General features: G+C 36.1%; 27 protein-coding genes and 1 tRNA gene. 10 read left to right on the top strand and 18 right to left on the bottom strand.

What is annotated here, in order from left to right; all coding sequences use genetic code 11:
- Window positions 1-47: 47 nt before the first annotated feature.
- Together ABLC00_RS07900 and ABLC00_RS07905 are read right to left on the bottom strand one after the other, a co-directional pair.
- The gene (locus ABLC00_RS07900) at window positions 48-383 is read right to left on the bottom strand and encodes a hypothetical protein (RefSeq protein ID WP_002050113.1); all 336 of its coding nucleotides are present in this window, start codon (window positions 381-383) and stop codon (window positions 48-50) included.
- 161 nt (window positions 384-544) lie between these two features.
- A complete protein-coding gene (locus ABLC00_RS07905; protein WP_004887577.1) occupies window positions 545-1,252 on the bottom strand; it encodes a Crp/Fnr family transcriptional regulator in 708 nt (235 codons plus the stop codon).
- 92 nt (window positions 1,253-1,344) lie between these two features.
- On the opposite strand from ABLC00_RS07905, the gene ABLC00_RS07910 reads away from it, so the two are divergent.
- Window positions 1,345-1,866 carry a DUF962 domain-containing protein gene (locus tag ABLC00_RS07910; RefSeq protein WP_004887576.1) on the top strand — a complete coding sequence of 174 codons (522 nt, stop codon included), beginning with the start codon at window positions 1,345-1,347 and terminating at the stop codon, window positions 1,864-1,866.
- Window positions 1,867-1,910: 44 nt separating this feature from the next.
- Here the strand turns inward: ABLC00_RS07910 and ychF are convergent, their stop codons facing one another.
- The 8 genes from ychF to ABLC00_RS07950 form a co-directional block, all read right to left on the bottom strand.
- Window positions 1,911-3,002, bottom strand: a complete 1,092-nt coding sequence (ychF, locus tag ABLC00_RS07915; RefSeq protein ID WP_002050104.1) for a redox-regulated ATPase YchF — start codon at window positions 3,000-3,002, stop codon at window positions 1,911-1,913.
- 93 nt (window positions 3,003-3,095) lie between these two features.
- A complete protein-coding gene (locus ABLC00_RS07920) occupies window positions 3,096-3,755 on the bottom strand; it encodes a methionine ABC transporter permease (protein WP_004887575.1) in 660 nt (219 codons plus the stop codon).
- A complete protein-coding gene (locus ABLC00_RS07925; protein ID WP_079377084.1) occupies window positions 3,736-4,812 on the bottom strand; it encodes a methionine ABC transporter ATP-binding protein in 1,077 nt (358 codons plus the stop codon). The genes ABLC00_RS07920 and ABLC00_RS07925 overlap by 20 nt, the downstream gene beginning before the upstream one ends.
- A gap of 5 nt (window positions 4,813-4,817) precedes the next feature.
- The gene (locus tag ABLC00_RS07930) at window positions 4,818-5,651 is read right to left on the bottom strand and encodes a MetQ/NlpA family ABC transporter substrate-binding protein (RefSeq protein ID WP_004887572.1); all 834 of its coding nucleotides are present in this window, start codon (window positions 5,649-5,651) and stop codon (window positions 4,818-4,820) included.
- 13 nt (window positions 5,652-5,664) lie between these two features.
- A complete protein-coding gene (locus ABLC00_RS07935; RefSeq protein WP_004887570.1) occupies window positions 5,665-6,495 on the bottom strand; it encodes a MetQ/NlpA family ABC transporter substrate-binding protein in 831 nt (276 codons plus the stop codon).
- Between the two features lie 14 nt (window positions 6,496-6,509).
- Window positions 6,510-7,922, bottom strand: a complete 1,413-nt coding sequence (locus ABLC00_RS07940) for an LLM class flavin-dependent oxidoreductase (RefSeq protein ID WP_033846341.1) — start codon at window positions 7,920-7,922, stop codon at window positions 6,510-6,512.
- Window positions 7,922-9,145, bottom strand: coding sequence for an SfnB family sulfur acquisition oxidoreductase (locus ABLC00_RS07945; protein ID WP_004709214.1), 1,224 nt, complete (start codon window positions 9,143-9,145; stop codon window positions 7,922-7,924). Before ABLC00_RS07945 ends, ABLC00_RS07940 begins: the two co-directional genes overlap by 1 nt.
- Before the next feature lie 12 nt (window positions 9,146-9,157).
- Window positions 9,158-10,393, bottom strand: a complete 1,236-nt coding sequence (locus ABLC00_RS07950; RefSeq protein ID WP_017392892.1) for an SfnB family sulfur acquisition oxidoreductase — start codon at window positions 10,391-10,393, stop codon at window positions 9,158-9,160.
- Between the two features lie 345 nt (window positions 10,394-10,738).
- Between ABLC00_RS07950 and ABLC00_RS07955 the strand changes: the two genes are divergently transcribed.
- The 5 genes from ABLC00_RS07955 to ABLC00_RS07975 all read left to right on the top strand — a co-directional run bounded on the left by ABLC00_RS07955 (window position 10,739) and on the right by ABLC00_RS07975 (window position 15,311).
- Window positions 10,739-11,503 carry a glutathione S-transferase family protein gene (locus tag ABLC00_RS07955; RefSeq protein WP_004887559.1) on the top strand — a complete coding sequence of 255 codons (765 nt, stop codon included), beginning with the start codon at window positions 10,739-10,741 and terminating at the stop codon, window positions 11,501-11,503.
- Between the two features lie 541 nt (window positions 11,504-12,044).
- Entirely contained in the window at window positions 12,045-12,938 is an 894-nt protein-coding gene (locus ABLC00_RS07960; protein WP_004709208.1) for an amino acid ABC transporter substrate-binding protein, read from the top strand.
- A 93-nt stretch (window positions 12,939-13,031) separates the two neighbouring features.
- Window positions 13,032-13,874 (top strand): amino acid ABC transporter permease, encoded by an 843-nt coding sequence (locus ABLC00_RS07965; protein WP_004709206.1) that lies wholly within the window; start codon window positions 13,032-13,034, stop codon window positions 13,872-13,874.
- Between the two features lie 2 nt (window positions 13,875-13,876).
- Window positions 13,877-14,554 (top strand): amino acid ABC transporter permease, encoded by a 678-nt coding sequence (locus ABLC00_RS07970; RefSeq protein WP_002049960.1) that lies wholly within the window; start codon window positions 13,877-13,879, stop codon window positions 14,552-14,554.
- A gap of 13 nt (window positions 14,555-14,567) precedes the next feature.
- Window positions 14,568-15,311 (top strand): amino acid ABC transporter ATP-binding protein, encoded by a 744-nt coding sequence (locus ABLC00_RS07975; protein WP_002049786.1) that lies wholly within the window; start codon window positions 14,568-14,570, stop codon window positions 15,309-15,311.
- 50 nt (window positions 15,312-15,361) lie between these two features.
- Here the strand turns inward: ABLC00_RS07975 and ABLC00_RS07980 are convergent, their stop codons facing one another.
- Window positions 15,362-16,678 carry a DcaP family trimeric outer membrane transporter gene (locus ABLC00_RS07980; protein ID WP_348941253.1) on the bottom strand — a complete coding sequence of 439 codons (1,317 nt, stop codon included), beginning with the start codon at window positions 16,676-16,678 and terminating at the stop codon, window positions 15,362-15,364.
- Between the two features lie 344 nt (window positions 16,679-17,022).
- Between ABLC00_RS07980 and ABLC00_RS07985 the strand changes: the two genes are divergently transcribed.
- Window positions 17,023-17,493, top strand: coding sequence for an Lrp/AsnC family transcriptional regulator (locus ABLC00_RS07985; protein ID WP_002050132.1), 471 nt, complete (start codon window positions 17,023-17,025; stop codon window positions 17,491-17,493).
- 42 nt (window positions 17,494-17,535) lie between these two features.
- Here the strand turns inward: ABLC00_RS07985 and ABLC00_RS07990 are convergent, their stop codons facing one another.
- The 3 genes from ABLC00_RS07990 to ABLC00_RS08000 all read right to left on the bottom strand — a co-directional run bounded on the left by ABLC00_RS07990 (window position 17,536) and on the right by ABLC00_RS08000 (window position 19,762).
- Window positions 17,536-18,285: a YebC/PmpR family DNA-binding transcriptional regulator gene (locus ABLC00_RS07990; protein WP_002050219.1), complete on the bottom strand. Its 750-nt coding sequence runs from the start codon at window positions 18,283-18,285 to the stop codon at window positions 17,536-17,538.
- A 162-nt stretch (window positions 18,286-18,447) separates the two neighbouring features.
- Entirely contained in the window at window positions 18,448-18,993 is a 546-nt protein-coding gene (locus tag ABLC00_RS07995; RefSeq protein WP_004887551.1) for a 1-acyl-sn-glycerol-3-phosphate acyltransferase, read from the bottom strand.
- Between the two features lie 208 nt (window positions 18,994-19,201).
- Window positions 19,202-19,762, bottom strand: coding sequence for a TetR/AcrR family transcriptional regulator (locus ABLC00_RS08000; protein WP_033846339.1), 561 nt, complete (start codon window positions 19,760-19,762; stop codon window positions 19,202-19,204).
- A gap of 277 nt (window positions 19,763-20,039) precedes the next feature.
- Here ABLC00_RS08000 and ABLC00_RS08005 point away from each other — a divergent pair, with 277 nt between their 5' ends.
- Window positions 20,040-20,903, top strand: coding sequence for a hypothetical protein (locus ABLC00_RS08005; RefSeq protein WP_004887549.1), 864 nt, complete (start codon window positions 20,040-20,042; stop codon window positions 20,901-20,903).
- A gap of 187 nt (window positions 20,904-21,090) precedes the next feature.
- Here ABLC00_RS08005 and ABLC00_RS08010 read toward each other — a convergent pair.
- Window positions 21,091-21,167: transfer RNA gene (locus ABLC00_RS08010), tRNA-Ile, on the bottom strand.
- A gap of 160 nt (window positions 21,168-21,327) precedes the next feature.
- Here ABLC00_RS08010 and ABLC00_RS08015 point away from each other — a divergent pair.
- Entirely contained in the window at window positions 21,328-22,560 is a 1,233-nt protein-coding gene (locus tag ABLC00_RS08015) for an integrase family protein (RefSeq protein WP_004887547.1), read from the top strand.
- A 590-nt stretch (window positions 22,561-23,150) separates the two neighbouring features.
- Here ABLC00_RS08015 and ABLC00_RS08020 read toward each other — a convergent pair.
- Entirely contained in the window at window positions 23,151-24,050 is a 900-nt protein-coding gene (locus ABLC00_RS08020; RefSeq protein WP_004709197.1) for a LysR family transcriptional regulator, read from the bottom strand.
- A gap of 89 nt (window positions 24,051-24,139) precedes the next feature.
- On the opposite strand from ABLC00_RS08020, the gene ABLC00_RS08025 reads away from it, so the two are divergent.
- Window positions 24,140-24,577, top strand: coding sequence for a PACE efflux transporter (locus ABLC00_RS08025; RefSeq protein WP_004887544.1), 438 nt, complete (start codon window positions 24,140-24,142; stop codon window positions 24,575-24,577).
- 56 nt (window positions 24,578-24,633) lie between these two features.
- Here ABLC00_RS08025 and ABLC00_RS08030 read toward each other — a convergent pair whose 3' ends face one another.
- Both ABLC00_RS08030 and ABLC00_RS08035 read right to left on the bottom strand, forming a co-directional pair.
- A complete protein-coding gene (locus ABLC00_RS08030; protein ID WP_004887543.1) occupies window positions 24,634-26,049 on the bottom strand; it encodes a cytosine permease in 1,416 nt (471 codons plus the stop codon).
- 250 nt (window positions 26,050-26,299) lie between these two features.
- A complete protein-coding gene (locus ABLC00_RS08035) occupies window positions 26,300-26,764 on the bottom strand; it encodes a hypothetical protein (protein ID WP_004887541.1) in 465 nt (154 codons plus the stop codon).
- Window positions 26,765-26,792 lie beyond the last annotated feature (28 nt).

Consider the following 26,792-nt stretch of genomic DNA (forward strand, 5'->3'; position numbering starts at 1 on the left):
AGATTTTAAATCTCGCCTTTTTATATCCATAAATTAATCAATATTAATTATGGTTTTGTTGCGGTTTTAGCAGTGTTCGCAGTTTTTACAGCATCTTGTTTCATTTGATGAGTAGCTTGATTTGCTTCTTGTTTAGCGTGAGTTGCGCTAGTCATTGCAGCATGTTTCTGCTCATTCATATCTTTTTTAACATCTGTTTTTGTTTTTTCAGCTTCTTTTTTTGCTTTTTGAGCAGTAGTCTTGCCGCTTACAGCAACACATTTACCGCCTTTATGATGTGGTCCAGTTCCTCCTTGGAGTTGAGTTCCTTTTGGACATGCAAATGCCGAAACACTTAACATTGCCAATACGCCAGCTGTAAGAATTGTTGATAATTTTTTCATGTTAATCAGCGCCTTGTTGAGTATTATTGCTCAGTTTGAGTGTAAGATGAAAATTTCTGTTTTGGAATACTTATTTTGTGAAATAGAGTTTGAACAATGTTTTATTTTGCAGTGTTATCTGATTTTTTAATTTAATTTTAAGTTTTTATTATATAGCACCTTTAAGTATGCGATTTTGCAATTAAATTTAATTTTTCAATATCTAAAATCTCAATTTTTCTAAACGAAATTTTAATAATATTTTGTTTTTCTAAAAGGTTTAATTCATGATTAATGGTTTGTCTTGAGACGGTTAGCATATTAGCTAATTGGTCTTGAGAAATATGAATTTGTCTTTCTTGGACAATAAGATGATTGCCGTAACCCTCTAAAATAAATAAAAGACGTTGAGCAAGTCTTTGAGAAAGACTGCGTGTTTGTATGGCAATCTGTTCTAAAAAAACGTACCTGAGTTTTTGGCTGGTTAAGCGTGCAAAATAGTACCAATAATACGGATTATCTTTGAGTAAGTCATTTAATGGTTTTGCAGGAATATGTAGAACTGTACTTTTTTTCAAAGCAATCGCATCGTGCGAACGTGGTTCATGGTCAATTAAAGATATTTCACCGAACCACATAATCGGCTCAGCAATTGCAGAAAGTGCTTCATTACCATTTACATCGACATAACCCAAGCTAATTGAGCCTTCAAGGACGGTATAAATACCATCAAACTCATCTTGAGCGTGGAAAACGTAGCTATTTTTCTCAAAAGTAATTTGCTTGCCATATTCTAGAATAAACTTTTGGAATGTTTCCGGCAGCACACTAAACCATGTGTTTTCTTTTAATCGGTTAATATAAATAAGATCCAATATCAGCCCATCCATGAAAAAATTCATTACTTTGTCAAATAGCTGACAACTTTAAATTTTCCTTATTTGTACAGTATGGCTATAGTTAGGTGAATAGGGAATAACTTATGTCAAATCTGGAACAGAAACTGAGCCAATATGCGGCTTATCATTTAAATCATCAAAATATTTTGACGCACTTTGTTGGTATTCCGCTTATTGTATTTTCAATTTTATGTTTAACAGCAAGAGCTGGACTAGACATTTACAGTTTTAAACTCACTTTAGCCATAGTGTTGATTGCAATAAGCTCAATTTACTATTTATTTTTAGATAAAGTTTTTGGCTTAATCATGCTCATTATATTGGTGGCTGTGTATCCATTGGCGAGTCAAATTGCCGAGCTTTCTTTAGGACAATGGTTGGCTGCAAGTATTGGTTTCTTTGTAGTGGGATGGGTGTTTCAGTTTGTAGGTCATTATTTTGAAAAGAAAAAACCTGCTTTTGTTGATGATGTAATAGGACTTGCGATAGGTCCATTATTTGTATTGGCAGAATTTATATTTATGCTAGGTTTTAGAAAGCCTTTGCATGCGCGTATTCTACAAGAGGCCCGTAGTAAACGAGAGGCGATGGATTTAAGTCATTAAATATAAAAAAAGCCCCAATATATTGGGGCTTTTTTAGCTTTAACTTAAACGTTAAAACGGAAGTGCATAACATCGCCGTCTTGAACGACGTAAGTTTTACCTTCTAAACGCCATTTACCAGCTTCTTTAGCGCCGTTCTCACCGTTGTATTGTACGAAGTCATCGTATGCAACAACTTCAGCACGGATAAAGCCTTTTTCAAAGTCGGTATGAATCACACCAGCTGCTTGAGGAGCGGTTGCACCAACTTTTACTGTCCAAGCACGTACTTCTTGTACACCGGCAGTGAAATAAGTTTGTAAACCTAAAAGCGCATAACCTGCACGGATAACCACGTTTAAGCCAGGTTCTTCCATACCCATTGCTTCTAAGAACTCAGCACGATCTTCATCTTCTAATAATGAAATTTCAGCTTCAATCTGGTTGCAAAGAGGAACAACGATAGCGTTTTCTTCAGCCGCAAGTTTTTTAACTGCTTCTAAGTGTGGGTTGTTTTCAAAACCATCTTCTGCAACGTTTGCAATATACATAGTTGGTTTTAAAGTCATTAAACCAAAACCACGAACTAATTTACGCTCGTCATCAGACAAATCAGCTGCACGAGCTGGTTTACCTTCGTCAAGCAACGGTTGAATTTTTTCTAAAACTGCTTTAGTTGCTACAGCTTCTTTGTCACCGCCTTTAGCTACTTTAGTTAAGCGTAAAATTGCTTTAGCAACAGTTTCAAGGTCTGCAAGTGCAAGTTCAGTATTAATAGTTGCGATGTCGTCTAACGGATCAATTTTGCCATTTACGTGTATGACGTTTTCATCTTCGAAACAACGTACAACGTGAGCAATCGCATCAGTTTCACGAATGTTAGCAAGGAACTGGTTACCCAAACCTTCACCTTTTGAGGCACCAGCAACAAGACCTGCAATGTCCACAAATTCCATTGTGGTTGGCAAAATACGCTGTGGTTTAACAATCGCAGCAAGTTTGTCTAAACGTGGATCTGGTACAGGAACAATACCTGTGTTTGGTTCAATGGTACAGAAAGGGAAGTTTTCCGCTGCAATCGCTGCTTTCGTTAATGCATTGAAAAGGGTAGATTTCCCTACGTTTGGCAGACCAACAATACCGCAATTAAAACCCATGAAAACCACTCACAAATGTGTAAATTAAAAATTGTCGCTGATTTTACATGAAAGCCATGACAAAGTCATGGCTAGAGCAGGGGTGTATTACTTTTAAACTTTACGTTTATCAAGTTGCTGGGCTAATGCATCGCCAGTCGCTTGTACTAACATGACTAAAATAATGAGCACTAAAATTACAGCCAACATAATTTGCATATCAAAACGTTGATAACCGTATCGATAAGCAATGTCTCCTAAGCCACCCGCACCAATAGCACCAGCAATCGCAGATGAGTTAATCATGGTCACAATAGTCACTGTAAAGCCTGCCACAATACCCGGCAAAGCCTCTGGTAAAAGTACATGCCAAATAATTTGTTTACGGTTACAACCCATGGCTTGTGCTGCTTCAATTAAGCCTTGATCGACTTCACGTAAGCTGACTTCTGCAATACGCGCAAAAAATGGAATGGCGGCAATAGTTAGTGGAACCACCGCTGCCCATACGCCATAACTTGTGCCGACAATCCAGCGAGTAAGAGGAATAAGTGCAACCATTAAAATAAGAAAAGGTACAGAACGAGTAATGTTGATGACCCAACCCAAAGACTGATTAATCTTTTGCGACGGGTGAATGCCATGTTCAGAAGTACTGACTAAAACAACAGCAATAGGTAAGCCAATTAAAAAAGCAATAAATGCAGATGCACCTACCATGAGTAAGGTATCTACAGTTCCAGTAATTAATAAATCAATGAGCTGGTCTTGCATAGCCAAGTACCTCAAATTGTGCATTTGCTGTTAATGCATCTTGTTGTATAGATGAAAGATCAATTTCTACGTTAGGAATACCAACTAAAAGCGAGCCAATAATATGCCCTTGAATGGTATCCACCTGACTTTGATATAAATTGACTGGTGCTTTAAATCTAGCAAGGAGTTCTTGAATATCCGGAACCTGATGTGCTTCCGCCTCATATTTCAGTTTTAGGATTATATGCGTCGAATTTTCATCGGGTAGAGGGCTGATTTTAAAAGGCAGGGTAATTTGCTCAAGGTTTAACAGTTCTTGAGTAATTTGTTGTTCTGGTCGTGAAAATACCGACCAAACTTGTCCAGCCTCTACAATCTCACCTTGATCAATCACAACGACTTGATCACAAATTTCTCGAATGACCTGCATTTCGTGAGTAATTAATACAATGGTGAGGCCAAGTTCCTGATTAATCTTTTTAAGTAAAGCCAAAATAGTGGCAGTACTTTCAGGGTCGAGTGCTGATGTCGCCTCGTCACATAGTAAAATTTCAGGGTGGTGAACAAGTGCACGTGCAATACCAACACGTTGCTTTTGTCCGCCAGAAAGTTGTGATGGATAATAGTTAGATTTATCTGCAAGACCTACGAGTGCCAGAACTTCATTTACACGTTGGTCGATATCTGCTTTGTTGTAATTGGAAACTTTTAAGGGCAATGCCACATTTTCCCAGACCGTTTTTGCAGACATCAAATTGAAATGTTGAAAAATCATTCCAATGCGCTGGCGGGTTTGAATGAGTTCAGCATGACTCAATTCAGCAATATTTTGTTGATGAATATGAATGCTGCCAGTATTTACTTGTTCTAAGCCATTTAAAGTGCGGAGTAGGGAAGATTTTCCCGCACCACTTTTACCAATAATGCCTAAAATCTTACCTTGTGGGATATCAAGGTTAATCTCTTTTAACGCATGCAGTTTTTGACCTTGAGATTGGTAAAACTTATTTAAACCACGAATTTTGATATGAGGTAGAGAAAAATCAACTTGTGATCCAAAACTCACCATTGCCATTCTCCTTATTTCCAGCCTTGAAACCACAAACCTTTACCAAAGTCTTTATCCAGAATGTCTTGTGCTTGTTTTGAGTTCTGGAATGCTTTAACAAAGGTTGCAAGTTTTTGGTTTTTGTCTTGGTAATCGCGACGGGTCACAAACAAAATTGCATATTTTTTATCGATTGGATCTAAAAATAATGCGCTATGTGGGTCGGTTACCTTTGCCATTTTTAAGTAGTGGGGGAAGCCGAAAATTAAATCGACATCATTATATGCATGTGCAGTTTGAGGGCCTTCAACTTCAACAAAGCTCAGTTGTTTAGGATTTGCAATAATGTCTTGGGTTGTTGAGAGTTCATTATTTATGTCTTTAAGCTGAATTAAACCTGCACGGTGCAATAAAATTAAAGCACGAGCTAAATTGACTGGATCATTTGGAATAGCCACACGTGCTTTTGAAGGTAATTCTTCAAGTGATTTATATTTTTTTGAATATAAACCGACATGACTTCCTGAGCCCACACCAAATGCATGTAAGTCATAGCCCGTTTCTTTAACAGCATTACGTAGAAATACGCTTTGCTGGAAAAAGTTTGCATCAATATCACCGTTTTGTACGGCAACGTTTGGTGCCCGCCAATCAGAAAATTCAACAAGCTTGACATGAACGCCTTGCTTTTCTACTTCATTGGCAACGCTTTGTAATAGCTCAGCATAAGGCGGGCTAATGCCAATCGTTAAAACATCATCGGTTTGTTTATTTTTAATATAACGGTAACCGACGAGGCCCAGAACTACGATTAAAATCGTAATTCCGAGTAACCAAGGCTTATGCTGTTTGAACTGAATCGCCATAATCTTTCCGTTATTACTTCCAGCCAGGGAACCAAAGTTTTGGCCCAATTTCAGCGTCTAACACAGCTTTAACTTTTGGCGAGTTTTGATAGATCTCAACAAATTTCTTTAGTTTGTCGCCCTTATCTTGATAGTCATCACGCACTACAAACAAAATGGCATAACGCTTATTGGTATTGTCATCAAGTAAAAGCGCACTATTAGGGTCAGCTGTTTTTGCTAAGCGTAAGTAATGTGGATAGCCAAAAGCCAAGTCAACATCATCAATCGCACGGGCAGTCTGTGGCCCTTCAACCTCTACGAATTGCAAATTTTTAGGGTTTGAAACTACATCTTTAAGTGCAGATAAATGATTGTTTGAATCTTTAAGCGTAATTAATTTAGCTTGCTGTAAAAGTAGTAGTGCACGACCTTGATTCACTGGATCATTTGGAATGACTACACGTGCGTTTTGTGGCACTTCATCAAGGCTTTTATATTTCTTTGAATAAAGTCCTACATGTGACGCTGCACCTACTGCAAATGCCTTTAATTTAAAGCCTGTTTCTTTAATTGCATTGTCTAAGAAAGGTTGATGCTGGAAAAAGTTCGCATCAATATCCCCATGATTTAAGGTAATGTTTGGGGTATTCCAGTCAGAAAACTCAACCAGTTTTACATTTAAACCTTGTTTTTTTGCTTCATCGGCAGCAGCTTGTAAAGGTTTTGCAAATGGTGGACTAATGCCAATCACAAGTTCATTTGAGCCACTTTGACGATGTTTATTCCATAAGAATAAAGCAACAAAAAGGACTACAACGACTAAGCCTACGCCTAGCCATTTTTTAGAGGCTGTTTGAGCCATGTCTATCTCCAAATTTAAGCGGTTATTTCTTCAATTTTTGTTAGGTTTTTGCTGTTGTTATAGGGACTACATCGGAACGCTTGAACAGGGTGTTGTTCTGGTAATTGATCACCCCGATTAAAAATTTTGTTCCGTAGTGAACCCGTTTTATATGCAGTTTTATAGCGACCACGCTGTTGTAGTTCAGGAATAACCAAGCGAATAAAATCGTGGTGAGACTCAGGCGCAACTGTACGTGTCAAATTAAAGCCATCAATATCAGTCTCATCTAAAAGATGAATTAAGTATTCAGCAACTTCTTCGCCACTACCCACGATAAGGGGATAACGGCCACCTAAAACATGTTGAGCTTTTAAGTCATTTTTTGTGATTTGCTGTTCTTTAAATTTTTCGGTAATCGAAACAATGCTGTTACTTTTTTGGTAAGGAATCGCTTCATCGTCAGCAAATTTACTTAAGTCAATGCCTGTTGAACTCGCATAATGCGCTAAGCCTGCCTCAGGGCTGGCATACTGACGATATTCATTAAGTTTTTGTACAGCAAGATCATGTGTGTCGGCAACAACAACGGTTATACCGACAAAGACTTTAATGTCATCTGCTGCACGTCCTTGCTGTTCGGCAAGAGCACGTATCTTTTTCACTTGTTCGCGTATCTTTTCAGGTTTGTCGCCGCCAATAAATACACACTCAGCATGACGAGTCGCAAACTGCATGCCTTTTGGTGAAGCACCTGCTTGAAACAGTGTTGGAGTGCGTTGCACAGAAGGAGACACCTGAAACACACCTTCACTCTGGTAATATTTTCCGTGGTGGTGAATGGTGTGAACTTTAGATGGATCTGTAAAAACACGCTGTACTTTATCTTTTTTAACTGCGTCGTTTTCCCATGAACCTTCCCAATATTTATAGCAAAGCTCTAAAAATTCTTCGGCTTGTTCATAGCGAGCATCGTGGTCTTTTAAACCTTTTTGCCCAATTAGACGTTCTGCACTATCTAGATAACCTGTCACAATATTCCAGCCAATACGACCTTGAGTTAAATGGTCGAGACTCGCAAAGCGGCGGGCAAATTGATAGGGATGCTCATAGCTTAAGTTCACAGTGACCCCAAAACTTAAGTTTTGAGTAACTGCCGCCATAGCTGAAATAAGTGTAGATGGGTCATGGCTCGGAAGCTGAATGGACTCTTTTAAAGTGAGATCAATACCATTTTGATAGACGTCATAGACACCTGTAATGTCTGCAATAAACAAACCATCAAATAAACCACTTTCTAAGATTTTGGCTTGTTCTGTCCAGTAGCTCAATTCGTTAAAACGATGTGATTCATCACGTGGATGTGTCCATAAGCCATGATTGATATGACCAACACAGTTCATGTCAAAGGCATTTAGTAGAATTTCTTTTGCTTTAAAGTCTGCCATTACAATGTCCCCCGACGAGGTGGTAGAACACCGTTAAGAACATAGTTTCCAATAAAGTAATATTTCCATCGTGCAGCATCATGTAAGGTATGTACGCGTGCATTTCGCCAAAAGCGATCTAGACCATCTTGCGACTGACTACCACGGCTTCCTGCAAGTTCAATCAGCTTAGAAGATGCTTTGAGTGCGATATCGGTACTATGAGCACGTACTTTGGCAACATCGATGGATGCTTTAGCAATGCTTTCAGGTGTGGTTTCAATTTTTGCGGCATCAATTGATTGAGCTGCCTGTTTTAATAACACTTCACTAGCTCGTACATCTACTGCAATGCGTCCTAATTCATAAATTGTTAAAGGATCTTGGTTTGCAGTTTCTACATTTGAATCAATCCATGGGCGGGCTTGATGCACTCTTTGCAAACTTTCTTCAAAGGCCGCACGTGCAATACCTACCTCAATCGATGCATGCATGATTTGGGCAAAAGGGCCGACTAATGTTGGTTGTAAAAATGCAGTATCAAAAGGAATGACATCATCTGCATCTACAAAAACCTGATCAAATTTAACCGTTCCGCTGCCTGTGGTTTTTTGTCCAAAGCCAGACCAGTCATCTACAAGTTTTAATCCTTGTGAACCACTTTTTACAAACGCTAGATATTCTCGGCCTGCATCATCTAAAACTAAGGTTGGAATACGGTGAGCAAATAAACTTCCTGTGCAGTAAAACTTTTCACCCTGAATGAGATATCCATTTTCATGCGGACGAATATTGGTTTGTTTATGGGTTGAAGTTTTGGTTTTAAACTCAGCAAGTGCATTACCAAAGCGAGTGCCATTTAAAACTTCGCCATATAAACGTTGTTTCTGAGCTTCTGTGCCCGTATTACGTAATACTTCTAATGCATAGAAATGGTTTTGTGGAATTTGTCCGATTGAACCATCGGCACCACTTAAAAGCGCAATTACTTTGGCAACGGTATGGCTTGAAACCTCAGCACCACCATATTGCTTGGGTACTGTAATTGCCCAAAGTCCAGACTGGCTCAAAGCATCAATTTCGGTATACGGTAAAATTCGCTTAGCGTCTCGCTCAACTGCGGTTTTTTTAAATTGTTCGGCAAACTGTTTTGCAATTTCTAATGCTTCCGCATCAGTTTGAATAATATGTGCTTGACCAGATGCCGATGTTTGTTTGGTTTGAACTGATTGATATGAAGTCATGACAATTGCTCCTTAAATCCAGGCATGGCGGGCAGGGAAATGACCATTAAGGTAATAATTGCCAATGGCATGTAATTTCCAGCGAACAGGGTCGTGTAAGGTATGTACACGGGCATTTCGCCAATGTTGATCTAAATTGTGTTGGCTTAAGCTCGAACGGCTACCACCTAGCTCTAGTAGTTTTTCAGAGATTTGTAGAGCTGCATCATTGGCGTAGACTTTTGCTTCAGCAACCAAAATTGAAGCTTTAGCTACTTGTTCATCAGTCACATTTTCAAGTTGGTCAAGTTCATCTAAATATTCAGCAGCTTCATCAAGCAGTAAAATTGCTGCGTCGAGTAAAATATTTAACTTACCCACTTCTTGCAGTGTGTAATGTTCAAAGCTGGCTTTTTCAACATTTGCATCAATAATTGGACGTGCTTTATGAATAGTCGATAACGTATCTTCAAACGCGGCTTCTGCAATTCCGACATCAATAGCCACTTGTAATAGCTGTGAATACGCACCGCGATAGGTAGGAACTTGTGTTAATAATCGCTCATCAAAAATAAGATCAGGATTAACTTCAACTTGATTTAATTTAACCGTACCACTCGCTGTAGTACGCTGACCAAACCCATTCCAGTCATTAATGACTTCAATGCCTTGAGCATCTCGGTTAACAATCACTAAAACAACATGACCTTTAGGATGAACCGCTTTAATTGCGAGCCAATGCGCAAAGCTTGTTCCTGTCGAATAAAACTTTTCGCCGTTTAAAATATATTTTCCATTTTCAATGGTAAGGGTAGTTTTTAGTGTTTTTGAGTCATGTGTATTACGCTCTGGACCACCGTTGGCAAGACGTTTGCCAGCTAATATTTCTGAAAAGATAAATTGTTTTTGTTGTTCTGTACCCATGATTTCAATCAGGTTCAACAGGCTAATCTGATTTTGTGGAATTTGACCAACATTGGCATCGCCTTTACTTAAAATACGGAAAACTTGTGCCAGTGTTTTATTGGAAACAAATGCACCGCCATATTTTTTTGCAATGCGAATTCCACCTAAACCTTTTTGGCTAAAACTTTCAATTTGCTCATAAGGAAGTTGGCGTTGTTGATCACGTGTATTACGACCCTCTAAAGCAAAATCAGCCACTTGATAAGCAGCATTAATCGCTTGTTGATCATTTTGAATGACTTGGACGTATGCCGTCGTTTTAGATAGAGAATTAGACATAATGACACCTTGTATTGCTGTCATTACCTTACAAAAGAAATATTTTTCCACTAAACGAAGACTTATGCTCAGCTTATGAATAAAAATGCAAAGCAATTTTTTTGATTTTTAATAGATAAATAGAGATATAGAAACATATTAAAAATCAAAGAATTATAATTTTTATTTGCAAAATGAATTACTAAAGCCTTTTTAATATGAAAAAGAGCTATAAGTACGGTAAAAAAAGATATAAAAAATATAGACCTAACTGTCAGTGAAAAATGAGCACAATATCCATTGTTTTCATTAAAAATAGCTTCTAAAGTATCTATTTACCGAAGACGATTTTTGTACGAATAGTCAAATAAAAATAAACGTGGAGATTTTATGCGGGTTTTGTATCAGTTTCCTTTATCTCATTATTGTGAAAAAGCTCGCTGGTTGTTAGACCATAAAGAACTTGATTACGTTGCACATAATTTGATTCCTGGCTTTCATCGTGCTTTTGCACAACTCAAAACAGGGCAAAACTTATTGCCGATTTTGAAAGATGACCATCGCTGGATTGCTGAATCAACTAAAATTGCGCTTTATCTGGATGATACTTATCCAGAACATGCACTTTTACGCCGTGATGAGCAACTTAGGCAGCAAACACTTAAGATTGATAGTTTGGCAGATGAACTGGGTGTGCATGTACGTCGTTGGGCACTAGCGCATACTTTAGCCCATGGCGACCATGCTCTCGAGATTATGATGGGCGAACAAGGTTACTTGCGTCAGTTTGAAAAAATATCAAAACCTTTCCTCAAAACTTTAGTAAAAAAGAACTATAAGCTTGAAGGGGAAGTGGTGAGCCAGTCAAAAGAGCGTATGGATGAACTCATCAATGAACTGAATCAGTATCTTATTGAAAATCAAGGACGTTATATGGTTGGAGACCGATTAAGCCTCGCTGATATTTCAGTATGTTCTATGCTTGCACCTTTATTAGAAATAAAAGGTACGCCATGGGAACCCGAAGAGGATGAAGAGGTGTCTCCAGAGTGGAGCAATTATCAAAAAAGTTTACTTGATTTGCCACTTGGACAATATGTTTTAAGAATCTATCAAACTGAAAGAAATGCCCGCGTTGATTGGAGAGGCATTTAATCTATAGGTTTTATAAAAAGGCTCGAAATAAATCGGGCCTTTTTTTCATATTTCTAAAAGCATTTTAATTGTAAAAAATATTACTATCAATTTTATAAATGGATTTTATTAAAACATTTATAAATATTATTTTGATGATTTATCTTATTTTGAGAAAATTAATCCACGTTGTTCTAACTATTTAATAAGTTTGCTTTTTCTTTTTATTAAAAAATAATCTTTTTCTAAAAACTGTTTTTAGAAAAATTTAAGCGACTTTATTGTGCATATGTTTACATTGTAATCAATATTTGCCACATTTAAGTGTAAATAGATGAGCTTAATAATAGACAGAAGATTAAAACATAGATTAAAGTAGAAACATGTGAGCAGTTTTAAAGGTATTAATTCTGCGAAACAGATGAATAATAAGTGAAGCAAATGGATGGAGTCCTGCTTGGAAAAGTTGGCTCGATAATTGCAATTTAATAATAAATCGCTCTATTTCTCTACAAGAATGATTCTGTAGACAAATAGAGAGAATGATCATCAAGGAGTTCTTATGAAACGTTCTGCAACCTCTCTCATTGTTTCAACAATTATGCTTTGTACGGTTGGTGCTACTTCTCAAATTCAGGCAGCAGATACATTAGCTAAAATTAAAAGTACTGGAAAAATCGTTATTGGTCACCGAGAATCATCCGACCCGATTTCATACGTTGTTGGAGGTAAACCGGTAGGTTATGCAGTCGACATTTGTAACCAGTTCGCAAATGATATTAAAAAAGAATTGAAAATGCCTGGTTTAAAAGTTGAATACAAGGCAGTAACTTCATCAACACGTATTCCTGAGCTTTTAGCCGGCAATATTGATATGGAATGTGGTACAACTACAAACTCTAAACAACGTCAGCAGCAAGTTGGTTTTTCAACAAACTACTATGCAACAGAAGTGCGTATGGCTGTTAAAGCCAACTCTGGTATTAAGAGTCTAGCTGATTTAAATGGTAAAGCGGTCGTTACGACTCAAGGTACAACATCAGACAAGTACATTAAAATGAATGAAAAAGGTCAGTCACTTAATGTACAAAACATTTATGGTAAAGACCATTCTGACTCGTTTGCCATGATGGCATCTGGTCGTGCCGCAGCATTTGTTATGGATGACAATATCTTAGCTGGACTAATTGCTAAGTCATCTACACCAAAAGCGTTCGCAATTGTAGGGCCAGTACTTTCATCAGAACCTTATGGCATCATGATTGCAAAAGATGATCCAAAATTTAAAGCAATTGCCGACCGTACCGTAAATAATTTATGGAAAACTGGTCAAATGGACGCTTTATATAAGAAATGGTTCTTATCGCCAATCCCACCAAAAAATACTAATTTGAACATGCAACCAAGTTCATCTTACAAAAAACTTAAAGCTCACCCAACAGATGCAGGAATCTAACCAGATCCTTTTGTCCTAAATTTACTTGTGCAAGTGTAAAACCTCATTTGCACAAGTGGTCTATTTTCTAAGATATTCATTTAAGGGGCAAACATGTCAGTCGGCTCGCTAAACTGGACTATATTCTGTGCGGAGTCTAATGAATATGGTGTCGATAAAGCCGCATGGGCAGAATCAGTTTGTAAAGTCATTGGTAGCTCTAGCTACAATGCCTATTCTGAGGCGCCCACATGGTTACAAATGTTAGGTTCTGGTGTCTTTACTATGGTATGGACTGCCGTTGTAGCCTTTCTTATCGCATTTTTATTAGGTTCTCTCCTCGGGGTAATTCGTACTTTACCCAATAAACCGCTTGCTTTTATCGGCAACTGTTATGTCGAAATATTCCGTAATATTCCTTTAATTGTACAGTTATTCTTCTGGGCTTTTGTATTCCCGGAGTTCTTACCAGATAGTTTAAGTGCCGGAAGTGGGGACGTCGTAGCAGGTGGCTGGTGGAAAAATATTTTAAATCATCATCCTGCTGTTATTGGCGTTTTTGCTTTGGGTCTATATACCGCAGCACGTGTTTCTGAGCATGTAAGAGCGGGGATTAACACGGTTTCTCGTGGACAAAAATTTGCCGCTTCTGCAATGGGTTTTACAACAGCGCAAAGTTATCGTTATGTGATTTTACCAGTTGCATATCGTACGGTATGGCCAACCATTACTTCAGAAGCAATGAATGTCTTCAAGAACTCTGCTGTTCTATATGCATTAAGTGTTTTGAACTTCTTTGCTTACACCAAAACCATGCGAGAAGAAACTTCTCAGGACATTATCATTCTTATTCTGTCTACGCCGGTTTATTTAATCATTACCTACACCATTAAATTTGTGATGGCATGGATTGAAAAACGTATGGCTGTACCAGGTTTAGGTTCGGGAGGAAAATAATTATGGATTTTTCTCTACTACATAACCCTGATGTTATTGCTGCATTAAAAGAAGGTTTTATCTTCACGCTTACGGTAACGGTGCTTGCGATGATGGGGGGGATCCTGATTGGAACTCCATTAGCAATGATGCGTTTATCTAACAGCACCATTGCAAGTAACTTTGCAAAGTTCTATGTAGATCTATTTCGTGGTATTCCATTAATTCAGGTCATCTTTATTTTCTATTTTTTGTTACCAAAAATATTTGAGTTTCAATCAGATACTTATTGGGGACCATTATTTTCGAGTGTTGTAACCTTTGCTATTTTTGAAGCTGCATTTTTCTCGGAAATTGTACGTTCTGGTATTCAGTCTATTTCAAAAGGTCAGGTCAATGCAGGCTACGCTTTAGGGTTTACCTATGGGCAATCTATGCGTTATGTAGTGTTACCGCAGGCCTTCCGTAATATGCTCCCAGTATTACTCACTCAAACTATTATTCTGTTTCAGGACGTGTCATTAGTTTATGTTATTAGTGCTCCGGACTTCTTAGGTCGTGCAGATACATTGGCTAATACATATGGCCCTGAAACGAAAGCAACATTCTACTTAATCGTCGCTGTGGTGTATTTCTGTAGCTCGTTTGTGCTATCGCAATTAGTCAAACGTTTACAGAAAAAAATTGCCATCATTCGCTAATTGGAGATTTTAAATGCCAATGATAGACATCCAACATATCTCTAAATGGTATGGTGATTTTCAGGTTTTAACAGATTGCACGACGAGTATTGAAAAAGGTGATGTCGTTGTTGTTTGTGGGCCATCTGGTTCAGGAAAATCAACGCTCATTAAAACTGTAAATGCTTTAGAACCATTTCAGCAAGGTGACATTATTGTTGACGGGGTTTCATTAAAAGATCCAAAAACTGATCTGGCGAAATTCCGTTCTCGTGTAGGAATGGTGTTCCAGCATTTTGAACTTTTTCCGCACATGACTGTTTTGGAAAATTTAACCATTGCTCAAGTGAAGGTGTTAAAACGTTCAGTTGCCGAAGCGCGTGAAAAGGGGCTTAAGTATTTAGAACGAGTTGGGTTACTTGCTCACAAAGATAAATTTCCAGGACAACTCTCTGGTGGTCAGCAGCAACGTGTTGCAATTGCTCGCGGTTTATCTATGGACCCAGTCTGTATGTTGTTTGATGAACCTACTTCGGCACTCGACCCTGAAATGGTAGGTGAAGTGCTTGAAGTTATGGTGCAACTTGCTCATGAAGGTATGACCATGATGTGTGTTACCCATGAAATGGGCTTTGCTAAACGCGTATCTAACCGTTTAATTTTCATGGATGAAGGTAAAATTCTTGAAGATTGTCCAACCAATGAATTTTTTGATAATTTAGAAGCTCGTCATGAGCGTGCTAAACTTTTCTTGCAGAAAATTCAGGCAATGCATTAAATACAACAATAAAAAAGAGCCTATAAAGGCTCTTTTTTATTTCTAAGTTTTTAGAAATTATATTTTGCTAATAAATTTATGCGTGAGTAATCGCCTTTATCATCTGCAAATGTTTTGCGCTGGCCATAGGTATATTCTGCACCTAAGTCAATATTCTTGACAGGGTTCCAGATTAGGTTTACCAGTGCATTATAAATTTCCTTGTTATAACTGGTATTAGTCAAATTACTATTTGCGTATGTGTTGTCATCTTTATATTGGACTCCGCCAATTGCGAAAGTAGAGCGTAATATTGGATTCCATTTACGTTGATAGCCGATCACTGCGCTATCAAATTCACCTAATTGGATGTCTTGAGCAGCCGTGTCGTATGCATAGGCAGAGTTGCTATAAGACAAATAGCGTCCATCACCTTTAACATGATAATAGTTGGCAACTACGCTATCTTGAGGGGTAATATCATATTTTCCACCTATGCCGACACCCCAACCAAATTTTTCTTCAGATGAACTATCTTTAGGTGCTACTCGGTTTTCATGAGCAAGTCCATGAAGTTGTAATAAGCCTTTATTATCAGCAGTTTTAAAATCATATCGAGTGGTTAGAGCAGGGAAGCGGCTTCCACCCGCCACATTTCCTACTTTTTCAACATCACCACCTTCTAAAGCAAATAATATTTTTTGTTGTGCATCAATAGGCTGTGTATAACGAACTTGTACTGTACGCGTTGTTCCTGTACCAACTGCGCCAGTAAAGTCTAATGTTTCTGGGGATGTGTCCGTATTTACAAAGGGTGAAGTGGTTTGACCTGCTAACCATTTACCTAAAGACATATAGGCATGGCGTACACGGAAAGTTCCACTACCATTGTCACCATTACCGCCCATAAAGTCGGCTTCAATTTTTCCGGTTAAATCGCCATATTGCGTAGGTCGGGTGATATCTAAACCAATACGTGTGGTGGCTGCAGATACATTTAGCGAGTCCTGTCTTGGATCATCTTTGTTTAAAGAGTAGTTGGCTGCATTTGAAATACTTCCATTTGAACCTTTAAAGTCATAAGTGGCATCTACTCGTACATTTCCATAAAGCTTAACTTGAGTTTGTCCATCAGGCATTTGCATCCAACCTGGTTTGCTCTGAGGAGCTGGTGAGCTAGCTACGGTTGTCGTTTGTGAAACTGTTGGAGTATTTACTGCTGGTGCTGTTTTTTGCTGATTTGATAATTGCTGCACAAGTTGTTTTAACTCACCAACCTCTTTGCGTAAAGCATCTACTTCTGCGTCAGTAGCTGCATGGGCTGGCATAACTACACCTGTTAGGCTAATAGTAGTCATTGCTAGAACTAAAGTTTTGATATTTTTCACAAGCATTCCCCACATCGGATAAAGTTTTCCCGTATGTGCATAACAAAAACAGTGCCAACTTTTTAAAAAATTTTAAAACTATTGATTTTATTAAATAAAGCTTGAGATTTTTGAAATAAGATATACTTTTGCTGATGTGCTAAGTGAAACATTGAAAAAATATAACGCTATAGCGATTTCAAATGCGCTATAAATGCCATGCTACTGCACAGTTAACAGGCACAGACTTGATTCAAGATATTAAAGTAAAGCTTATTCCTACTTTTAATCGGGTTTGATTTTTAAAGTGGGCTTGGCTTTAGGATATACTGTTAAGTTATATAAAATGCTATTTGGAGAGAAGGATGGAGCTTGACCGTTTTGATAAACAAATTCTGGAAATTTTGTCTCATGAAGACCTGAATTTGAATGAGCTTTCAGAACGGATCAATCTTTCAGTTAGCTCTGTCCATCGCCGTATTAAGCATTTGATTGAAGCTAATATCATGGGGCAGCTTAAAAGAGAAATTAACTTTAGCAAACTAGGGTTTACTTTGCATATTTTGCTACAAGTCTCTTTAAGTAAACATGATAGTGAAACCTTCGATAAATTTCTTTCTGAAATTGAAGCCATTCCTGAAGTTACAAATGCATTTTTAGTTACGGGTCAAAGTGCTGACTTCATTCTTGAATTAGTGGCGCGCAATATGGATGACTATAGCGAAATTTTATTAAGACGCATTGGTAAAATTGACAATGTAGTCGCTCTACATTCGAGCTTTGTCATCAAAGAGTACAATGTATTTAACTGTTATAACTTATTAAATAAATTATAAAAAAACGCACCAATTGGTGCGTTTTTAATTTCAATGTTTGGTTTAAGCATCTAATTGAGCTAAAACTTCTTCCGAGAATTCAACGTTTGTATAAACGTTTTGTACATCATCAAGATCTTCAAACATATCAATCATTTTAAGAATTTGTTTTGCTTGGTCAATATCTGTAATCTCAGCTTTTGTTGATGGACTCATCACAACTTCTGCATTATCAGATTTTAAACCTGCGGCAGCCAGAGCATCTTGAACTTCACCAAAAGTCTCTGGTGAAGTAATTACTAAAATTTCATCTTCTGAAACTTCAATATCTTCTGCACCTGCTTCTAAAGCTACTTCCATGATTTTGTCTTCTAAAGAAACATCTTCAAAAGTAATTTCACCACGTTTAGTAAATAGATAAGATACAGAACCCGCAGTTCCTAAGTTACCATTTGTTTTACTGAAACAGTGACGTACATCTGGAACTGTACGGTTGAGGTTATCTGTCATTGTTTCAATAAGGACAGCAACACCACCAACGCCATAACCTTCGTAAGTTACTTCTTTTAAATCGTCATTGTCTTCACCACCCACACCGCGTTGGATTGCACGGTTAATGGTGTCACGTGTCATGTTGACTGAAAGTGCTTTTTCGACAACAGCACGAAGGCGAGGGTTGCTAGCAGCATCTCCACCACCAAGTCTGGCAGCAGTCACAATTTCACGAATATATTTAGTAAAAACTTTACCGCGACTTGCATCTTGTTTAGCTTTACGATGCTTAATATTGGCCCATTTAGAATGACCCGCCATGGAAGTGAACTCCAAAAATTAAAAAATGCAAAAGTGACAGAATATTATCATAGGCATGGTTTTCTTGAAAACTGTTGTCCTATGTTTTGTTAACCAATTAGCAAAGCTTAGAAGGCCTAAATTTAAGTAAAAAATTAGTCTTAAAAGCGCTTACAGAACAAATTAGTTAATCTTCACATCAATATCATATTGCGCATAAAGTTCTTTAATTGTTTCAAGATCTTTTTGCAAATCTGAAGGGTAAATTTTACCTAAAATGCCACCTTTCTTTGTTCTTGCATTTGCATACATCAGTACAATTGGAACATTCGCAGCTTTTGCAATATGCCAGAAACCTGTACGAATAGGTTTGCGCTCAGATCCATCTTTTGCACGAGTTGCTTCAGGGGCAATGACTAGATTGAAGGTATCATTACTTTGAAATTTTTCGACCATTTGAGAAACAATATCTTTACTTGCTTTACGGTCTACCGGAATACCGCCTAGATTTTCAAGTATGGGCTTCATTGGGCCTTTAAAAAGCTCTTTTTTAATTAGCGTATGAATTTTTAAATCTAAGATTTGAAACAGAGCGATTGATAAGATCGCATCAAGGTTAGAAGTGTGCTCGAACCCAATAATTACTTGTTTTTTTTCAAGAATTGTAGGATCTACATCATAGGTCCAACCAACTGCTTTGAAGATAGAATTGCCTAAAAACTTTTTCATAGAGACGTGGGAGACAATAAGGTTGCGGAATTCTAATATGAGTTGGTCTAAAAGGGTAGAAAATTATCAACATGTTAAACTTTATTTATTTTAATTTTTAAATTGAAATATTTAATAAAATTTATATTTATTAATATCATATTTTAAATCCGTAATAGAAAAATATATAATAAATCAATTTAAAGTAATTTTTTATATATTAAAAATACTATGAATTCTCGGTTTTAATTAAATACTCGATATATCTCCATTTTTTTACAGGATCAATCAATTCTTTATCAATGGTTCCATCAATAATAATCCCATCAATAATCGAGATGATGATATGAGTAAGTGGAGTAGGGTCTTTAATATTTAACTCTACTAATAAACTATTAAGTAAATTGATAAGCCAATTTGTATATTCTTGAAATGGTTCACGAATTGAAGTGTATTGTTTAGATACTTCAATAAATGCCTTCTTAAATAAGCAACCGTTAAAGTTTTCACTATTGATCCAGTCAATGTACCAATTAAAAATGAGATGTATTTTCTCAAGAGGTCCGGCGTCTGGATGTAAACTTAATTTTTCATAAATTGAATTTTGTATATTAATATTTCGATGATGCAGACACTCCATAATTAAACTTTCTTTAGAGGGAAAGTATTTATAAAAAGTCATCTTCGCGACGTTTGATTCAGCAATAATTTTATCTACGCCTGTAGCGTTATAACCAATTTGGTTAAAAAGATCCAAAGCAGTATTTATAATATCTTCTTTTTTTGACATTACTATTCCATTTAGTTAAAACTAATTATTACTTTACATAGATTTTAAATTTTTAATCAATTTGATCATAATCAAAAACATAGTTTGATTCAAGTTAATATTATAAAAATAATAGACATTATTTTTAACTTTTTTTAAATATTCTATTTGATTTCGTATGATTTTAATTCTAATATGGATTTTTGATAAAAGGAGTTTTATTTTTGGTATAACTCTTTGTTTTTAAAATAAAATATGGAAAACCAAAAAACTTTAATAAGTTTAACGAGAGTGGATTATGCCTAAAAAATTTGAGAACTTTAATAATCCTAGGAAAAAGGCACTCGCAGGGATGAAACAAAGCATTTCAGCTGAACTTTGGGATAAAAATCTTAACTTTTTAACTCAATTAAGAGCGAAGATTGCGCAGCATCCTGTATCTCATCATCCTGCAATTGAAACTTTAAATAACGGAGAAATTAATAAAGAAAATTTAAAGCGTATTCATTTAGAGTATCGTCATGCAATCGTACAAACATTTACAGATGCTTTATTAATGGCTCAGTATCAAACTAAGCAGTTAGAGCCGAGATTGCATGCCGGTGCAAAGATGTTCCCGCGTTTTCTTTTAAGCCTGAATATATTTGATGAGTTTGGATTCCGTCCTGGAGCCGATCGAGATGGTTACTATCAGGGAAACCCTGAATATGCCCATTATCCATTATTCGAAGATGTGCTTAATGATTTTGGCGTAACAGAGGAAGAACGCCGAAGTTATAAACCGACCAGCATTGCACATCAAGTGAGAGAGTTTTTAGAAAACTCTTATAACGACTATAAAGCTGTTTCAGCTTTATTGGCAGTAGCTGAAGAAGAAGTCATTTTATATAGTCCACCTTTACGTAGAGCAACAAGTGCTGTTGGTATAGAGGTTGAGGGTGGTGGATATTACCATGTTCATGGCGTCTCTGAAGACAAAACTGCTGAGGCAGCAGATGATGACCATGAAGAAGACCTTTGGTTTATTTTGATGCAAGCTTGTACAGAAGAAGACTATATTCGTTTAGAAAACTTATGTCTCGAATACTGTGATTTATGGAAAAAGTTTTGGGATGTTCAAATGGAAAACTCGAAATCAATGCCTCAACAAAATTTAGCCTAAAAATAGATCAAATAATTAAGTTAATAATTAATAATAATCAAAATATTAAAAGGAACGTTTAAAAATATGGAAATAGGAAAAGATTTTTTTAAGTTTAATCGAACAATTTTTGAATAATGTAGTGATATTCGACTGTATGTCTAAAATTAAAGAACCCCAAAAACTTATAGTTTTTGGGGTTTGTATTTGGTGGGCCCACACAGACTTGAACTGTGGACCAACGGATTATGAGTCCGCTGCTCTAACCAACTGAGCTATAGGCCCTATAAATAAGAAAAGCTTTTAATCTCAAGGCTTTTCAGTGCCTGCAATACTAATCAATTTTTTTATTAAACACAAGTATTTTTCAAAAGTAGGTGTGCAGTAGACCTGAAAAATATTTTGCTATATTGTTAATTATCACAAGCGCTAGGGATTCTAGCTTATGAGCACTTCACGAGTAAAGCTAACTAAGTCATTTATCGATCAACTTAAACTCATTCCAGCAATTTATAGAGACAGTGAGATTATTGGTTTTGCTATTCGTGTAAATAATTCATATAAAACCTATATTGTAGAAAAGAAAGTAAAAGGTAGATCGATACGTTGTAAATTAGGAGATTACGAAAAAATTACTCTTGAAGAAGCTCGTATACTTGCACAGCAGAAGTTAAAAGATTTAACTGAAAACAATTATTTAATTAGCAAAAATAATAAAATATTAAAAAATAATTTAGATAAGAAAATTAACCAGCCTAGTCTCGATGAAGCTTTTCAAGCATATATCAATCAACACAAACTAAAAGACAGAACACTAGTTGATTATAGAGATGTCATAGAAAAATACTTAATGGATTGGAGGGAGCTTAAACTTACTGATATTACTGAACAGATGGTTGAAGATAAGTATATTCAATTATCTAAAATTAGTTATGCCAAAGCGAACTTATCTATGCGAGTACTTCGAGCTATTTATCGTTTTTCGGTTAAGTATTATCAAGACAGAAGTAAAGAACTCATCATATCTGCGATGAACCCAGTTAATTTTTTAAATTCAAAACAACGTTGGCGAGCAGTTTCAAGTCGAAGTAACTATATTCATAGAGAAAATTTAGAAAAATGGGTACACGCAATTATTGAATATGAAGGTCGGGGCCAAGAAAATGAAACAAATAAGGACTTTTTATTAACACTTGTTTTAACAGGACTTTTTAGAAATGAGTGTGAAAGCTTACGTTGGGAAGATCTAGACTTAGATGAAGGAAGTCTTTCCTTTATAAATACTTATAATAATGAGCGCTATAAACTTTATATGGGTGATTTCCTTTGGCATCTAATGAAAAATCGTAAAATGAAAATTAATGAAGAATGGGTGTTTCCATCTGTGAAGTCTAAAACTGGCCATATTGTTAATATTTCAAAATTCCGAAAAAAAATAGAAGGGCAGTGTAATATCTCTTTTACTTTTCAAGATTTACGGAGAACATTTAAATTTTTTGAAGATAACTTAAGTGATAAACCACTATTTATTAGAAAGGCAGATGACAAAGAGAAAATATTAGAATCTAACAATGTGGTTCACTTTCAAGATATGCGTAATAGAATGAATAGAATAGAACAAGTTATTCTGGGTTCATATAGAGATAAATTTATTAAATCTATTACTATCAATCTATAAAAATTTTGAAGTTCGCAAATTAAAAAATAAGACTACGACCGGTTCTAAAATCAGTATAACTTTACAGTAAGTTTTATCAGTAAAACACAGAATGAATATTCTTTCACACTTCCTACAACTATTTGTAATTGATGAATTTTATACTTGACTAAAACACTTGGAATTTATACAGTAGTGGAGTATTTTTGATAATTATTATTATTGCTTAGTCCTGAAATACAGTAAGAAGCCTATTCACCATGAATAGGCTTTTTGCTTTGTTTTAATTGATAACTCAAGTCTAAATCTCTTAAAAAATTAATCTAATAGAATCAAATAAATAGTTTTTTTGGTTTTTTTTAATAAATTGAAAAAGATTGACACGTAAATTTTCATTATGAACAAAATTGATTTAAATAGTAGTCAAAGTGAAACACACCTAAATGCTAAGTTTAATTTTCACTAAACGAGGCATAGGAGTGTCATCATGTTAAAAGCAATGTTTTTCTTCAGCGCAGGTGCAATGTTTGGCTATTGTTATAAGCATAAGAATGATAAAGCTGAAGCTGATAAATCTAAATAAGCACTAAAAACCGCCTATAGGGCGGTTTTTAATAAGCAGCATGAGATAAATTTGCTCGAATCATTTGAACAAGTTCTCTTGCTGCTTTTGATAATGGTTTATCTTGGAGCCAGATGAGATAGATAGATAGAGGTAAATGATTTTTTGTATTTTTAAAATCTAGTTGAACTAAATGTCCTTGTTCAATTTTTTCTTTTACCAAAGATAAAGGAAAATTTCCCCATCCTAAACCAGCCTCAACCATATTAATCGCGGTCTGTAAACTATTGGTTTTCCAGTACATTGCTCCAACAATTGAACGTGAATCCTGTATGTTTAATTCACTACTTGCAACTACAATTTGTCGAACATTAATTAATTCTTCAATAGAGATTAACTTATCATTTTGTTTTAAAAGTGGGTGATGAACAGAAATTGTAGCAACTAGAGTTTCATTCATCACTAATTGTAAGCTTTCACGCATTTTTATATTGAGATCAGAACCTGCCAGACAAAGGTTAATATTTTCTGTATAGAGCAAATTTAGAATATCGTCTTGGGGGGCTGTAATAATCTCTACATTAAGTAAGGGAAATTTATCAGCCAGTTTTTTTATCGCTTTAAAAAGTAAATTGGTATTTGCATCTGAAACAACACCAATTTTTAATTTACTTTCAAGTCCTAGCGAAAGCTCATAGGCATGGGTACTTAATAACCTAAGCTGCTCAGCAATAATACGTGCTTGGGGCTCTAATGCTAAAGCCGCTGAAGTAGGAATGACTTTACGGTGAGTACGTTCAAACAAAAGGTAACCAAGTTCTGCCTCAATATTGGCAACAGCCATGCTCACGGCGGAGGGTACTCGATTTAACTTACGTGCCGCTGCCGAGAAAGATCCAGTATCAAGTACACTTAAGAAAAGCTCTATATTTTCGCTATTAAAATTCATTTTGATATCAGTGAAACTGAAAGCTGTTAACTTTATATGTGATTTTAACTGAAACTAAAATAAAAAGAAGTAAGAAAAGATGATTGGTTATGCAAGGTTTAAAGCGTCGTATTGTTTATGTGTCCTCATATGAAATTATTGGAATGGTGATTTCATCAGTAGGTTTAGCTCTTTTGGCCGGAGATAGTGTAGAGCACACGGGACCGCTCTCAGTCATGATTACGACAATTGCGGTAACATGGAATTTTATTTACAACATTCTTTACGAAAAATGGGAAGCACGACAAGAGAATAAGTCACGCACTGTTAAACGTAGAATCGCGCATGCGATCGGTTTTCAAATCACTTTAGTAATGTTCTTAATTCCGCTTATTGCATGGTGGATGGATATTTCTCTTGTTGCTGCATTTTGGTTAGATGTTGCATTTATTATTATCATTCCAATTTATACATTCATATTTAATTGGATATTCGATAAGTTATTTGGATTGCCTGCCTCTGCACAACCAACTACTGCTCAACAGTAGAAAAATATTAATGAGATATCAAAGCGTTATTTAGACTTTGATATCTCGTCTTCACATTATTTTACTCGTTCAAGTTCAAGAGCTTTTGAAATTTTTATTTGAGCTCTTTTGGCAAGTACATAATATAAAACTGCAGTGGATAACAATCCCACTAACCAGGATAAATCGACTCCACCCAACATTTCGGCAATTTGTCCTTTATAGAATTTACTATCAATAAAGGGCAACTGAAGTAAGATACCAATACAATAACAAGCGATTCCAATCGTGTTCCAGCGGCCATATTTACCATTTGGGTCATATAAGGCATCTACATCGCATTCTTCTTTAGAAATAAAATAGTAATCAACTAAATTAATTGCACTCCAAGGAATGAAAAATGTCAGAAGAAATAAAATAAAAGATTTGAATGCGCTTAAAAAAGTATGTTCACCTACAACTGCAATAAATGTTGAGATAATTACCATTGCAAGAACAATTGTAAGTCGCGTTAATTTTGAAATTTGAGCACTTGGTTTAAAGCTGTTCCAAATGGTCGCAATACACATAAAACTGCCATAAGCATTGAGTGTAGATAAAGTGACCTTTCCAAATGCAATACTAAAATATAAAAAAGTAATCACAAGAGCGATTGGATTCATGCCTACAACGTACTGAACTTCATTGCCAACAAAACCACCATTCGAGACTTGAGCAATGAATACACCAAGCATCATTGAAATTTGAGAACCTACTAAAGACCCAAGGCCAACTGCCCAAAACACCCGATTTGAAGAGGTCTTTGTAGGTAAATAACGAGAATAATCTGCTACATAAGGTCCGAATGAAATTTGCCAAGAAGCAGAAAGAGAAACTGCCAATAAAAAAGATGGCCAGCTAAAATGGCGTACAGCAAGCAATTCTGAAATATTCGAGAGAGCTAAAATTTGAGTAAGGATAATAATAAAAGCTATTAAACCTATGACACTTGCGACTTTTCCTACCCAGTGAATTAAGCGATAGCCAATAGTTGCAAATAAAATAATAAAACAAGCATAGATTAAAATACCTGTTGTATTACTGACTTGTGCAAGGTGTGCAATTGCTTTACCAGCGAGTACTTCACCAGTTGCGGTAAAGCCAATATACATCAGGCAAACCAGAATAATGGGAATACATGCACCATACACTCCAAATTGAACCCGACTGGAAATCATTTGGGGAAGGCCAAGTTTGGGTCCCTGAGCTGCATGCAAGGCCATGACAGCAGCACCAAAGCATTGTCCAATAAATAAGCCAATGATTGACCAAAATACATCACCACCTAATACGACAGCTAATGCACCCGTGACAATAGCTGTAATCTGTAAATTGGCACCAAACCAAAGTGTAAATTGGGCGAATATACTGCCATGCCTTTCATTTTCAGGAATAAAGTCAATACTTCGGTTTTCAACAAACCCACTTTTCGATGTTCCAGTTGATGAGTCCATAACACTCTCCTTATCCTTTAAGAGCTTTTCTTTTATTAGAATCCATTTTGTACAAACAAATATAAACATGTATATACAAGCTATTTCAAAAAGAAGCAATGGTTTCGGTAAATCATTGCTTTAATTTTTTGTACTCATAAATTTAGATGTGGTGAGAACAGTAGACTGGTGAGGTGAGTGTTTTTATAAAGATGAGAAAGTGAGCGGTAAATAAAATCTATAAAAAAAGCCCTCTAATGAGGGCAGATAATTAGACTTCAGCATCAAGAATGGCTTGAAAAAATACGGGTAACTCCGAAAATTTAACTAATTGGGTTTTATCATCGTGCTTATAGTAGTACTGATAATGCGGTGTTTGAAATGCACTATCTAGATATTGCGTCGCATCGGAAAATTGAGCTTTGGCAACTGGTTTATCTTTCTTAAATTTAACGATAATTGGGTTCACAGAGTTTAATTTAACGGGCACACCATTTTCAAATTTGGCTGTTTCAATTAATAAAGAAATTTTAAAATCACCAAATATGACACAAAATTGACCTCCTTTTTCTGTTTTAATTTCTCGATCGTGAAATAGTTCTTTAAATAAGTCTTTTAATGCTTCTCGGTGCTTGTCTAAAGCTAACTGAAAATCATGATCTTTCTGTTCTAATTTCTCTTGCTCTTCTTTGAGCAATTGGGCCTGTTTTTCGATTGTTGTAAAATCCAAATTCATCTTAATTTCTCCTTGTTGTGTTTTTAAA

It is taken from the genome of Acinetobacter nosocomialis (genome assembly GCF_041021905.1).
Taxonomy (GTDB): Bacteria; Pseudomonadota; Gammaproteobacteria; order Pseudomonadales; family Moraxellaceae; genus Acinetobacter; species Acinetobacter nosocomialis.